The 11,989-nt window shown below is 34.0% G+C and carries 14 protein-coding genes; all 14 read left to right on the top strand.

Annotated elements, in window-relative coordinates; all coding sequences use genetic code 11:
- Positions 1 to 1,140, top strand: coding sequence for a WG repeat-containing protein (locus ABD077_RS13500; RefSeq protein WP_343912814.1), 1,140 nt, complete (start codon positions 1 to 3; stop codon positions 1,138 to 1,140).
- Between the two features lie 140 nt (positions 1,141 to 1,280).
- Positions 1,281 to 2,012 carry a flexirubin biosynthesis SDR family reductase FlxB gene (gene flxB / locus ABD077_RS13495; protein ID WP_343912813.1) on the top strand — a complete coding sequence of 244 codons (732 nt, stop codon included), beginning with the start codon at positions 1,281 to 1,283 and terminating at the stop codon, positions 2,010 to 2,012.
- A 3-nt stretch (positions 2,013 to 2,015) separates the two neighbouring features.
- Positions 2,016 to 3,239, top strand: a complete 1,224-nt coding sequence (locus ABD077_RS13490) for a beta-ketoacyl-[acyl-carrier-protein] synthase family protein (protein WP_343912812.1) — start codon at positions 2,016 to 2,018, stop codon at positions 3,237 to 3,239.
- Positions 3,240 to 3,265: 26 nt separating this feature from the next.
- Positions 3,266 to 3,511, top strand: a complete 246-nt coding sequence (locus tag ABD077_RS13485) for a phosphopantetheine-binding protein (protein ID WP_027392758.1) — start codon at positions 3,266 to 3,268, stop codon at positions 3,509 to 3,511.
- A gap of 9 nt (positions 3,512 to 3,520) precedes the next feature.
- Positions 3,521 to 4,411 carry a lysophospholipid acyltransferase family protein gene (locus ABD077_RS13480; protein ID WP_343912811.1) on the top strand — a complete coding sequence of 297 codons (891 nt, stop codon included), beginning with the start codon at positions 3,521 to 3,523 and terminating at the stop codon, positions 4,409 to 4,411.
- Between the two features lie 3 nt (positions 4,412 to 4,414).
- The gene (locus ABD077_RS13475) at positions 4,415 to 5,338 is read left to right on the top strand and encodes an NADPH-dependent FMN reductase family protein (protein WP_343912810.1); all 924 of its coding nucleotides are present in this window, start codon (positions 4,415 to 4,417) and stop codon (positions 5,336 to 5,338) included.
- A gap of 12 nt (positions 5,339 to 5,350) precedes the next feature.
- Complete coding sequence (darB, locus tag ABD077_RS13470; protein WP_343912809.1) at positions 5,351 to 6,484, top strand: dialkylresorcinol biosynthesis protein DarB; 1,134 nt, start codon at positions 5,351 to 5,353, stop codon at positions 6,482 to 6,484.
- Positions 6,484 to 6,942: a hotdog family protein gene (locus tag ABD077_RS13465; RefSeq protein WP_343912808.1), complete on the top strand. Its 459-nt coding sequence runs from the start codon at positions 6,484 to 6,486 to the stop codon at positions 6,940 to 6,942. The genes darB and ABD077_RS13465 overlap by 1 nt, the downstream gene beginning before the upstream one ends.
- 36 nt (positions 6,943 to 6,978) lie before the next feature.
- Positions 6,979 to 7,380, top strand: a complete 402-nt coding sequence (DarG, locus tag ABD077_RS13460; protein ID WP_343912807.1) for a flexirubin biosynthesis protein DarG — start codon at positions 6,979 to 6,981, stop codon at positions 7,378 to 7,380.
- The gene (darH, locus tag ABD077_RS13455) at positions 7,377 to 8,375 is read left to right on the top strand and encodes a BtrH-related acyltransferase DarH (protein WP_343912806.1); all 999 of its coding nucleotides are present in this window, start codon (positions 7,377 to 7,379) and stop codon (positions 8,373 to 8,375) included. Before DarG ends, darH begins: the two co-directional genes overlap by 4 nt.
- Before the next feature lie 7 nt (positions 8,376 to 8,382).
- Positions 8,383 to 9,141: an ABC transporter ATP-binding protein gene (locus ABD077_RS13450; protein WP_343912805.1), complete on the top strand. Its 759-nt coding sequence runs from the start codon at positions 8,383 to 8,385 to the stop codon at positions 9,139 to 9,141.
- Positions 9,134 to 10,426, top strand: a complete 1,293-nt coding sequence (locus ABD077_RS13445; RefSeq protein ID WP_343912804.1) for an ABC transporter permease — start codon at positions 9,134 to 9,136, stop codon at positions 10,424 to 10,426. The genes ABD077_RS13450 and ABD077_RS13445 overlap by 8 nt, the downstream gene beginning before the upstream one ends.
- Positions 10,404 to 10,850, top strand: a complete 447-nt coding sequence (locus ABD077_RS13440) for an acyl-CoA thioesterase (RefSeq protein ID WP_299600491.1) — start codon at positions 10,404 to 10,406, stop codon at positions 10,848 to 10,850. The genes ABD077_RS13445 and ABD077_RS13440 overlap by 23 nt, the downstream gene beginning before the upstream one ends.
- Positions 10,847 to 11,989: a beta-ketoacyl-[acyl-carrier-protein] synthase family protein gene (locus tag ABD077_RS13435; RefSeq protein ID WP_343912803.1), complete on the top strand. Its 1,143-nt coding sequence runs from the start codon at positions 10,847 to 10,849 to the stop codon at positions 11,987 to 11,989. The genes ABD077_RS13440 and ABD077_RS13435 overlap by 4 nt, the downstream gene beginning before the upstream one ends.

Raw genomic sequence — 11,989 nt, 5'->3', positions numbered from 1 at the left:
ATGAAAAAAGCATTTTTAATTACAGTAGCATTAGTATTTGGTTTACAAACAATATTCTCTCAGGAACTGGCAAAAGTTCGAGAAAATGGAAAGTTCGGGTACATAGATAAAAAAGCTGAATTCGTAATAACGCCACAATTTAAAAAAGCAAATAGTTTTGCAGATGGTGTTGCTTTAGTTTTAGACGGAAAAAAATGGGGGTATATACTTCCTGATGGGACATGGCTTTTAGAACCTCAATTTAGTAAAGCAAAAGACTTTAATAGTGGAGTAGCGATGGTTCTTAAAGATAAAAAGTGGATGTATATCAATAAAGAGGGCAAGGAGTTAGGATATTCAGATGCCGAAAAAATATATCCGTTTAAAGAAGGTGTTGCTTTTGTTAGAGAGGATAAAAAAGTGGGTTTAATGAACTCTAAAGGAGAGGTGATTGTTAAACCTGAATATAAAATAATAAAAGGTTTTCAGGATGGTTATGCTCGTTTTGCAGATCAGTCAGGAAATTGGGGTATCATAGATAACAAAGGTAATATTGTTATTAAAGCAGAATATACTTCAATTGGCAATTATAGGAATGGTGTCGCAAGGGCAGAGAAAGGTGAAGATAATTTTGGAATAGCTTCATCATCATCATTTAATGCAGTAGAAGGTGCAACTAAAATTTGGGACTTTAGAGAAGGAGGAAAGTACACCATAGCCATGAAGGATGAAAAATATGGTTTTATAGATAAATCAGGAAAATGGGTTATAGAACCACAGTTTGTAAAGGCAAAAGCTTTTCAAAATGGACATGCAGGAGTTTTTGATGGTAACAAATGGGGCTTTATTGATACTAATGGAAAAGTAGTTGTTGAAAACAAATATGATGATGTTGATTATTTTGATGAAAACGGGATGGCTCCTGTGAAAATTGAGGATTGGGGATTTATAAATGCAAAAGGGGACCTAGTTATAGAGACAAAGTATGGGATTACAGCTGGAAGTTTTGGATTTCTATCGGGTAGAGTTCCTCAAAAAGGATTTGTCGATGGCTTAGCAAGGGTTAAGTATGAAAAAAAATGGGGTTTTTTAACTCCAGATGGGAAGTTATTAGGAGGGAAATGGTTTGAAAATGCAGAGCCTTTTGTAACTGTGAAATAGAATTTCTAGCATCCCAACAACCTTAGACGATTGTTAAAGTTGTTGGGAATTTTTTAATATTGTTAATTATATCTTAATTTGGAATAATTGTTGTTTTATGAAATTTCAATAATTATTTGATCTTAAAACCAAATATGTAAATGAAATACGCCCTCGTTACTGGTGGATCCAGAGGAATTGGAAGAGCAATCGCAGTAAAACTAGCAAAAGAATTGGAGTATCCAGTTTTAATCAATTATCAGTCAAACGATGCTGCTGCGAATGAAACTAAAAAGTTAATTGAAGATGAAGGAGGAAAATGTACATTATTAAAATTTAATGTTGCAGAAAGGGAAAATACTCATAAAGTTCTAGATGCTTGGATTGCGGAAAATCCTGAAGCAACCATAGAAATTATAGTAAATAATGCAGGTATTACTAGAGATGGTTTGTTTATGTGGATGAAACCAGAAGATTGGCATGATGTTTTAAATATTAGCTTAAACGGTTTTTACAATGTGACAAATCATCTGATACAAAAAATGTTGACAAATAGATACGGACGTATCGTAAATGTAGTTTCTGTGTCAGGAGTAAAAGGAACTGCAGGTCAGGCTAATTACTCAGCCGCTAAGGGAGCTTTAGTTGCTGCTACAAAAGCATTAGCTCAGGAAGTAGCTAAACGAAAAATTACTGTGAATGCAGTTGCTCCAGGTTTTATTAAAACGGATATGACCGCAGAAATGGATGAAAAGGAGTTAAAAAGAATGATTCCTGTAAATCGTTTTGGTGAAGCAGAAGAAGTTGCAGATCTGGTAACTTTTTTGGCATCTAAAAAAGCAGCATATATCACAGGGGAAGTAGTAAATATTAACGGAGGAATTTATTCATAGAAGATGAGTACGCGAAGAGTAGTTATTACTGGAATGGGAATTTATTCTTGTATTGGTACAAATGTTGATGAAGTAAAAGAGTCCTTGTACCAAGGAAGATCGGGTATTATTTACGAGCCATCACGCAAAGAATTTGGATACCGATCTGCATTAACAGGAACCGTTCCAAAACCTAACCTAAAAAAAGAGTTAAGTAGACGGCAAAGAGTGAGTTTTGGTTCTGAATCTGAATATGCTTATATAGCTACGAAGCAAGCGTTTGATCAAGCGGGAGTAGATCAGGAGTTTTTGGATAATGAAGAAATAGGAGTGCTGTTTGGTAACGATAGTACAGCAGAGTCTGTGATGGAAGCGATAGATAAGATAAGAATCAAAAAGGATACTACATTAGTTGGTTCTGGAGGAGTCTTTAAATCTATGAACTCTACGGTAACTATGAATCTTTCGACGGTTTTCAAGCTGAAGGGAGTTAATTTTACCATTAGTGCAGCATGTGCAAGTGGATCACATTCCGTTGGAATGGGGTATTTGTTAATTAAACAAGGACTTCAGGACTATGTGCTTTGTGGTGGAGCTCAGGAAATAAATGATTACGCTTTTGGAAGTTTTGATGGTTTAGGAGTTTTTTCGGTAAACGAACAAAACCCTACAAAAGCTTCGAGACCCTTTGATAGTAACCGAGATGGCTTGGTGCCAAGTGGAGGAGGGGCAGCTCTTTTTATGGAGACATATGAAAGCGCGATGAAAAGAGGTGCTACGATTTTAGGAGAAGTAGTTGGGTATGGTTTTTCTTCTAACGGAGATCATATTTCTACTCCAAATCAAGAGGGGCCTGCAAGGGCAATGAAAAGAGCAGTGGATCAGGCAAATATAAAGCCAGAAAATATAGATTATGTAAATGCGCATGCAACATCAACTCCGATTGGTGATGCAAACGAAGCAAAGGCTATTAATGAGGTTTTTGGGGAATCTAAACCTTATGTAAGTTCAACAAAATCCATGACAGGACATGAATGTTGGATGGCTGGAGCAAGTGAGATTATATACTCTTTAATTATGTTGAATAATTCGTTTATAGCACCTAATATTAATTTGGAAGAACCAGATGAGGATTCTACAAAGTTAAATTTGGTAAAAGAAACGATAGATAAAAAAATTGATGTATTTTTGTCGAATTCATTTGGATTTGGGGGCACAAATTCTGCAATCGTAATTAAAAAGATTTAGGATAGAAAAAAATTACTAGAAAGATGATGGAAACAAGTGTAATTGTCGAAAAAGTTGATGACTTTTTGATTGAAGAATTCGAGGTTGAAGCAGATGAGATAGCTCCTGAAGCAAACCTTAAAGAAACCTTAGATTTAGATAGTTTAGATTATGTTGATCTTGTTGTAGCTATAGAAGCTACTTTTGGAGTAAAGTTAGTTGGTGATGACTTTGTGGGTGTAGAAAGCTTCCAAGATTTTTATGATTTAATAGAGCGTAAAGTCAATATTTAAAAGACCACAATGGCCCAATGGGAAGGTAAAGCTAAAGGTACGCCTTTAGGCTATAAAATTTTTATATTTTTCATTAAGAATTTTGGGCTGAACGCTGCATATACTGTTTTGGTATTTGTAGCTGCATATTATTTGGTCTTTTCTTTTTCTTCTACAAAATCAAGTTTTTACTTCTTTAATAAAAGACTTGGTCAATCTACTTTAAAGTCGATCATTAGTGTTTACAAAAATTATTTTGTTTTTGGGCAAACGCTTATCGATAGAACTGCTATTTCCTTTGGACTTAAGGATAAGTTTAGCTTCACATATGATGGTAGAGAAAAAATTCAGAGATTATTAGAACGCAAAGAAGGAGGTGTTGTTTTTAGTGGTCATGTTGGAAGTTTTAATATTGCTCGATATTTTTTTGACGAGTTTGATATGACAGATACTGGTGTGAATTTGATTGTTACCGATCAAGAAAATGAGCAAATCAAACAATTTGTCGGAGCTGTTTCTACAGATACTACCATGAAATTTATTGTAATAAAGGAAGATATGTCTCATATTTTCGAAATGAATGAGGTATTGTCTAATGGAGAAGTTATCGTTTTTGCTGCAGATAGATATGTGGAAGGTATTCAGTTTATAGAACAAGAATTTCTAGGGAAGCCGGTAAAATTTCCTTCCGGACCTTATAAACTAGCCGCACGTAAAAAGAAACCTATCCTTTTTATGTATATAATGAAAGGAAAAGGTAAAGAATATAACCTGTATGCTCGAGAACCAGAATTTACTGAAGCTTCAGTAAAACCTAGTCATGTATTAAAAGAGTATATACGGTATACAGAAATCATGCTTAAGAAATACCCATTACAATGGTTTAATTATTACGACTATTGGGAAGATATTAATACCTAACATATGAAAAATATACTGGTGTTATATTATAGCCAAAGTGGGCAGCTTGGAGATATATTATCAAATTTGATAAGCCCACTGGAAAAAGATAAGAATTGTTCGGTTACGGTACAGCAAATTTGCCCTGAAGAACCTTACCAATTTCCATGGAATAAGAAAGATTTTCTTCAAGTGTTTCCGGAATCGTATTTGCAAATACCAAAGCCAAATATTCCTATTCCTGATGAAATTAAGAATAAAAAATATGACCTAATCATTTTAGGGTATACTGTGTGGTATCTTTCACCTTCTATTCCGATCAATTCATTTTTGAAGGGAGATGATGCAAAGATTTTGTTGAGAGATACACCTGTAATTACCGTCAATGGATCTAGAAACATGTGGATTTTAACCCAGGAAAAGGTTAAAAGACTGTTGGTAGATTGTAAAGCTAAATTGGTAGGTAATGTTGCTTTCGTAGATCGACATTGGAATCATGTTAGTGTAATAACCATTGTTCATTGGATGATGGGTGGTAAAAAAACAAAGTACTTAGGTGTTTTTCCAAAACCTGGTGTTTCTGATAAAGATATTAACGAAGCGGATAAATTTGGAATTATTATAAAAAAACATCTTTTCGGAGAAAATTATGAACAACTGCAAAAGGATTTGGTAAATGAAGGAGCAGTTGCAATAAAACCTTTTTTAATACGATCAGATAAATCTGGAAATCATATATTTAGTAAGTGGTCAGCTCATATCTATAAAGTAGGGTTGAAATCTCCAGAAAGGAGACAAAAATGGTTAAACTTTTTCCAGTATTATCTACAATTTGCTATTTGGGTTTTTGTACCTATAGTTTTTATTATATTTTTGTTGACTTATGTACCTTTTTATGTACGTATAAAAAAGGATATTAAATATTATCAATCAGTAAGATTAAGGTAGGTAACCACTTTTATGAAGAACGTTTACATAACAAAAACAGGGCATTTCTTGCCAAATGAGCCAGTCTCGAATGATGAAATGGAAAAGAGACTAGGTATGATTGATGATCAACCTTCAAGAGCTAGGCGGATAGTGCTAAGAAATAATGGTATTAAGCAAAGATATTATGCAGTAGATAATGAAGGTAATGTAACTCATAATAATGCAGAACTTACCAAAGAGGCTGTTAAAAGTTTATGTAAGGACGGTTTTACCGAAAAGCAAATAGAATTGCTTTCTTGTGGGACTACAGGACCGGATAATTTATTGCCTTCACACGCTTCTATGGTACATGGATTATTGGATACCGAAAGTATTGAGCTCAATTCTGCTTCAGGGGTTTGTTGTTCAGGAATGAGTGCGTTAAAATATGGTTTTCTTTCTGTAAAATCCGGTAATACCAATAATGCGATATGTACAGGGTCCGAACGCTCATCTAGTTGGATGCAATCGCAAAAATATAATGAGGAGATAGAAAATCTTAAAAGTCTGGAAGAAACTCCAGTGATCGGTTTTAAAAAAGATTTTCTAAGATGGATGTTATCTGATGGTGCGGGTGCATTTTTATTAGAATCAGAACCAGGTGATGATCTTTCTTTACGAATTGATTGGATGCAAGCATATTCATACGCTTATGAACTAGAGGCATGTATGTATGCAGGAGGAGAAAAACAGGAAGATGGTTCTCTAAAACCATGGACTGATTATACACCTAAGGATTGGCTTAATGACTCTATCTTTTCTTTGAAGCAAGATGTGAAAGTATTGGATGAGCACGTTGTTAAAAAAGCTATTCTTAGTCTTAAAGATGCAATTACGAAAAATGATTTAGATATAAATGATGTAGATTATTTTTTACCACATATGTCATCGTTTTATTTTGAAGATAAATTGGATGATGAAATGAAGGAACAAGGTGTTGGTATTGACAAAAAAAAGTGGTTCACAAATTTAAAGGACGTTGGTAATGTAGGTTCGGCATCTATTTATTTAATGGTGGATGAATTGAAAAATTCAGGGAAGTTAAAAAAAGGTGAAAAAATATTATTGCTTGTGCCAGAAAGTGGTCGTTTTTCGTATTTTCATATTCTACTAACAGTTTGCTAATGAATAATCAATTACAGGAGGAAATCACAGATATTGATTTAATTAAAAAATTAATCCCACAAAAGGATCCTTTTGTAATGATTGACAAGTTGCTTTATTTTGATCCTGATAAAGTTGTGTCTGGGTATAAAATTTCTGAAACCAATATTCTTTCTAATAATGGATATTTTACAGAAGGAGGTTTAATTGAGAACATGGCACAAAGCATAGCCTTGCACAGAGGGTATAGAGGTTATATTAAAAAGGGCAAAGATGGCAAACCTAAAACAGGTTTTATAGGATCTATAAAACACGCTACAATCCATGAGCTGCCTAAGGTTGGTACAGAGTTGATTACTACAGTAGAAATTATTGCTGAAATTATGTTAGTGTCTTTGGTGAAAATCGAAGTAAAAGATATAGAAGGTAATTTGCTAGCATCTTCAGAGATGAAGACAATTATTGTGGATTCGCAATGATCTTACGTTTTTAGAAACTTTTAAATCTAAATAAGTATGAAAAAAGAAGAAGTACCTCAGGATGAAAGTTGTTTCTCTCATACAGATATGAAAGAAGTAGTATATGCTGTAGATAAGGATGGTAAATACGGTAAAGCACTTAGTTCTGGTTGGGAAGCAAAGACCATTGCTTTAAACGAATCTTTAGATTTAATCGAGGAACAGCTACAAGAAACAATTCAAAAAATAAAAGAAGGAGAGCTTAGCCCAATTGCTTTTTATATGGAATCCCAACGTATGGATGTAGTGGTGTTATCTGGTTATGTTGGTATCTGGCAGTGGAAGGTGAAAAGACATTTGAAAGCAAAAACTTTTAAAAAAATGAGTGATAAAACACTAAAAAAATACGCAGAAGCTTTCGAGATTTCCTTAGAAGAACTTAAAAATCCAAAGATTTGAAAATAAACTTTGAACACAATCAATCTGCTCATTGCGAAAATGGAGTGGTTTCGAATTTGTTAAATTATAACGGACTTAAAGTAAGTGAGCCTATGGTATTTGGGATAGCTTCTGGAGTCTTTTTTATATATATACCATTTATTAAGGTGAATTTTGCACCAATGTTCAGTTTTAGACCTGTTCCCGGATTTATCTTTTCTAGAGTAAGTAAAAGATTAGGCTTTAAAATTAAGAGACATAAATTTAATTCTAAAGAGAAGGCGCAGCAAACATTAGATGCAGAATTGTCAAAAAATAATCCTGTCGGATTACAGGTTGGAGTGTACAATCTTACTTACTTTCCTGATGAGTATCGTTTTCATTTTAATGCACATAATTTAGTAGTGTATGGAAAGGATGGAGGCGATTATTTGATAAGTGATCCAGTGATGCCTCAGGTAACTACGCTGTCTGCAAAAGAATTAGAAAAAGTACGTTTTGCTAAAGGTCCGTTTGCTCCAAAAGGGCATATCTACTATCCTACAGAATTACCAAATGATGTAGATCTTAAAAAAGCGATAACAAAAGGAATTAAACAAGCATATAGGCATATGTTAGCTCCGGTACCACTTGTAGGGTTTCGAGGAATAAGATATGTTGCGAAGCGTATTCGTAAATGGCCTGATAAAATAGGAGTTAAAAAAACCAATCATTATCTTGGTCAGTTAGTACGTATGCAAGAAGAAATAGGAACTGGTGGTGGAGGTTTTAGATTTATTTTTGCTGCTTTTTTACAAGAGGCTTCTGTAATTATGGAGAATCCGAAATTAGCCGAGTTATCTGTAGAAATGACCGCTATAGGAGATCAATGGAGAGATTTTGCTATTGACGCTTCTAGATTATATAAAAACAGAAGTAGGGAAACTGATGCATATAATAAAATTGCAGATAAACTAGATGCAATTGGATTAGCAGAGAGAGCTTTCTTTTTAGATCTTAAGAGAGCAATTAAATAGTTGTGAGATGGATCAAAATCCTCTTATTCAAATAAAAAATATATCCAAACAGTATAAAGGAGCTACTTTTCTTTCTTTAGATAATGTGAATCTTGAAATCAAAAGCGGAGAGGTCTATGGCTTATTAGGGCCGAATGGAGCTGGTAAAACTACATTAATATCTATTTTGTGTGGTCTTATAAAGCCATCATCTGGAGACGTTTCAATTTTTGGTAAAGATTTAAAACAAGAAACCAAAGAAATTCAGAAAGAAATAGGTGTTGTTCCGCAAGAATATGCTTTATATCCTAAATTAACTGCTAGAGAGAATTTATTCTATTTTGGGAGTATGTTCGGAATGACGAAAGCCCAATTGAAACCAATTATTTCTTCTCATTTAGAAGCATTGGGACTTTTACCATTTGCAGATAAAAAAATTAAAACATTTTCTGGTGGTATGAAAAGAAGAGTGAATTTAATAGCAGGAATACTTCACGATCCTAAACTTTTGTTTTTAGACGAACCTACTGTTGGTGTGGATGTGCAGTCAAAGCAAGCAATTACTACCAAATTAAAAGAGCTTAATGATGTGGGAACTACAATTATTTATACTTCGCATCATCTAAGAGAAGCTCAGGATCTATGTTCATTGGTGGGCATCATTGACTCAGGTAAGATAATTGCAGAGAACACACCTGCCAAGCTTATTTCCGAAACAAAAGATGCACGTAATCTAGAAGATGTTTTTATTGAATTAACAGGAAGAGAACTTAGAGATTATGCATAGGTTTTTAGCATCCATAAAAAAAGAGTTTTTACTTCTGCTTCGAGATCCTGGAGGGTTAGTTATCCTCTTTATTATGCCGATTATTTTAGTGATAACCATAACACTAATTCAGGATGCAACATTTAAATCCGTTTCTAGTAATTCTATAGATATATTATTAGTAGACAAGGATCAAGGAAAGTTATCCAATGAGATTCAAAAGAGTTTTTCGGATATAGAATTTTTAGATCCTATTTCTAAGATTGGAGAAACTCCTTTGACTGAGGAAACTGCAAAACAACTTGTTGCTGCTGGTGAGTATCAGCTGGCGGTAGTTATACCAGAAGGGTTGAGTATTGAATTACAAAAGCAAATAGATAAGAATATCACCAAAATACTTGAAGAGTTCGAAGGTACAGAGGATTCCTTAAAAGTACCTCCGATCAATGAAAAGGTGCCCTCTAACAAAGTTGTTAAACTTTATTTTGATCCGATTACTCAAGAAACTTTTAGAAGCTCAGTTATATTCGCAGTGGATAAGCTGGTAGCAAGTATAGAAACTAGATCGATTTATGAAGCTTTTGAAAAAGAATTAGGGGAATCCGAAAGCTTAAAATCTTTTAATAGAGATAATTTTGTGAAATACGATCAAATTAATCCATCCTTGTCAGGAAAATCTGTTCTTCCAAATTCAGTACAACACAATATACCTGCTTGGACCTTGTTCGCTATCTTTTTTATGATTTTGCCTTTGTCGCTAAATTTGGTGCATGAAAAAGGACAAGGTACATTTATAAGATTACAAACAACTCCTGCAAAATACGGTACTATTATTGCTGGTAAAGCATTTTTATTCTTATTGGTTAGTTTATTACAATTCACCCTGATTTTGTTGTTAGGGATTTTTGTTTTTCCAAAATTAGGATTACCTGTTTTGGATTTAGGAGATCATTTAGGGTTGTTGTATTTAGTGGCATTAAGTTCAGGTTTAGCAGCAATTGGTCTTGGAATTTTATTAGGAACAGTATTTAATTCACACGAACAGGCGGCACCATTTGGAGCTGTTTTAGTAGTGTTGTTGGCGGCAATAGGAGGTGTTTGGGTACCTGTTTTTGCGATGCCGGATACAATGCAAATGATCGCTAAAGTATCTCCAATGAATTGGGGATTAGAGGCTTTCTATGATTGTTTCTTACGAAAAGGAAGTCTGAAGGATATTCTTCCAGAGATTGGTTTGCTTATTGTATTTTTTATTAGTACTATCGTAATTGCTATATTATACTATGAAAAGAAAAAAACGGTCTAAAGAGGTTGTTACAGATATAAAACACGTACATGAGGTAAGAGTCAGGTTTAACGACTGTGATCCTTTAAGTATTGTGTGGCATGGTATTTATATAACATATTTTGAAGAAGGGAGAGAAGCTTTTGGAAGGAATCATGGTATTTCTTATTTACATGTAAAAGATAATAACTATGTAACTCCAATTGTAAACTCTAATTGTGATCATAAATTACCTCTTAAATATGGTGATGTAGCTACAGTAGAAACCATATATGTGGATAGTCCTGCAGCGAAAATGATTTTTAGATATAATGTCTATAACCAAAGGAAAGAGCTTGTGTGTGTTGGTGAAACTACTCAAGTCTTTTTGGATATGGATGGGAATATGTCTTTGAGTATTCCAGAATTTTTTCTTGATTGGAAACGTAAAGTTGGTTTACTATGAGAAAAGTGTATCTAGTCGACGATAGTATTATTTCTCCTCTTGGTTTTTCAACACAAGAAAATTTCCAAAATCTTCGTAAAAATAATATTGGAATTAAAGAGGTAAAAAATAATGACATCTGGTCTGCACCCTTTTACGGTTCAGTAGTGGATAATGATAAGCTACATGAAGCATGGAACCTGATTTCTAATGATAAGAATGGAAATTATTCCAAGTTAGAAAAGATGATGATTTTATCTGTTTCTAAACTTATATCCAATAATCCTTCACTAGATATTTCCCGATGTGGAATAGTGATTTCGACTACTAAAGGTAACATAGGTCAAATAAAAGAAGAACAGAATGATAAAGCCTATCTAGCTAGTATTGCTAAAACAATTCAAGGTTATTTTAATTTAGACCAAACGCCAAAAGTACTATCGAATGCTTGTATTTCGGGTGGTTTGGCATTGGCAATAGGAAAAAGAATGATTCAGGCGCAACTATATGATGATGTTATTGTTATTGGAGGAGATTTGTTATCTGAATTTACACTTTCAGGATTCTTCTCTTTTCAAGCAGTTAGTTCGGCTCCTTGTAAACCTTTTTGTAAAAACAGAACTGGGATCAGTTTGGGAGAAGCAGCAGCTTCAGCTTGGTTAAGCGCGGATAAAAAGAAAATAAATGGAGAAGCAATTAGTATATCAGGAGATGCTTCGGCCAATGATGCGAATCATATTTCAGGCCCATCAAGAACAGGTGAAGGTTTGTATATCAGCATAACGAAAGCGTTAAAAGAAGCTAATTTGGAAAGTCAACAGATTGATTACATTACCGCCCACGGAACAGCAACACCGTTTAATGATGAAATGGAAGCGATTGCATTTAATCGAGCAGGTCTGCAAGAGGTTCCTCTTAATAGTTTGAAAGGATATTATGGTCATACATTGGGGGCATCTGCATTAATAGAGAGTATTATAGCAAGACATTGCCTACTTCATAATGTGTTAATTGCATCTGTAGGTTTTGAAGAGTTGGGAGTCTCGCAACCTGTTAATGTGATTACAAAAAATGAAACTAAAGAGTTGACTAGAGTTTTAAAAACAGCTTCCGGTTTTGGAGGATGTAATGTAGCTTTAATCATAGAAAAATTAGCATAG

Origin of the sequence: Aquimarina litoralis, from assembly GCF_039523995.1 — a bacterium.
GTDB classification, from domain to species: Bacteria; Bacteroidota; Bacteroidia; order Flavobacteriales; family Flavobacteriaceae; genus Aquimarina; species Aquimarina litoralis.
Note: the sequence above shows the minus strand (reverse complement) of the source record. Positions and strands in the feature narration are given on the sequence as shown.

Bases quoted from the DNA above. Each gene is read 5' to 3' on its own strand.
- ABD077_RS13445 (WP_343912804.1), top strand. From the start codon at position 9,134: ATGCATAGGTTTTTAGCATCCATAAAAAAAGAGTTTTTACTTCTGCTT.
- ABD077_RS13440 (WP_299600491.1), top strand. From the start codon at position 10,404: ATGAAAAGAAAAAAACGGTCTAAAGAGGTTGTTACAGATATAAAACAC.
- darB (WP_343912809.1), top strand. From the start codon at position 5,351: ATGAAGAACGTTTACATAACAAAAACAGGGCATTTCTTGCCAAATGAG.
- ABD077_RS13450 (WP_343912805.1), top strand. From the start codon at position 8,383: ATGGATCAAAATCCTCTTATTCAAATAAAAAATATATCCAAACAGTAT.
- ABD077_RS13435 (WP_343912803.1), top strand. From the start codon at position 10,847: ATGAGAAAAGTGTATCTAGTCGACGATAGTATTATTTCTCCTCTTGGT.
- flxB (WP_343912813.1), top strand. From the start codon at position 1,281: ATGAAATACGCCCTCGTTACTGGTGGATCCAGAGGAATTGGAAGAGCA.
- DarG (WP_343912807.1), top strand. From the start codon at position 6,979: ATGAAAAAAGAAGAAGTACCTCAGGATGAAAGTTGTTTCTCTCATACA.
- ABD077_RS13465 (WP_343912808.1), top strand. From the start codon at position 6,484: ATGAATAATCAATTACAGGAGGAAATCACAGATATTGATTTAATTAAA.
- ABD077_RS13490 (WP_343912812.1), top strand. From the start codon at position 2,016: ATGAGTACGCGAAGAGTAGTTATTACTGGAATGGGAATTTATTCTTGT.
- ABD077_RS13480 (WP_343912811.1), top strand. From the start codon at position 3,521: ATGGCCCAATGGGAAGGTAAAGCTAAAGGTACGCCTTTAGGCTATAAA.
- ABD077_RS13500 (WP_343912814.1), top strand. From the start codon at position 1: ATGAAAAAAGCATTTTTAATTACAGTAGCATTAGTATTTGGTTTACAA.
- ABD077_RS13485 (WP_027392758.1), top strand. From the start codon at position 3,266: ATGGAAACAAGTGTAATTGTCGAAAAAGTTGATGACTTTTTGATTGAA.
- ABD077_RS13475 (WP_343912810.1), top strand. From the start codon at position 4,415: ATGAAAAATATACTGGTGTTATATTATAGCCAAAGTGGGCAGCTTGGA.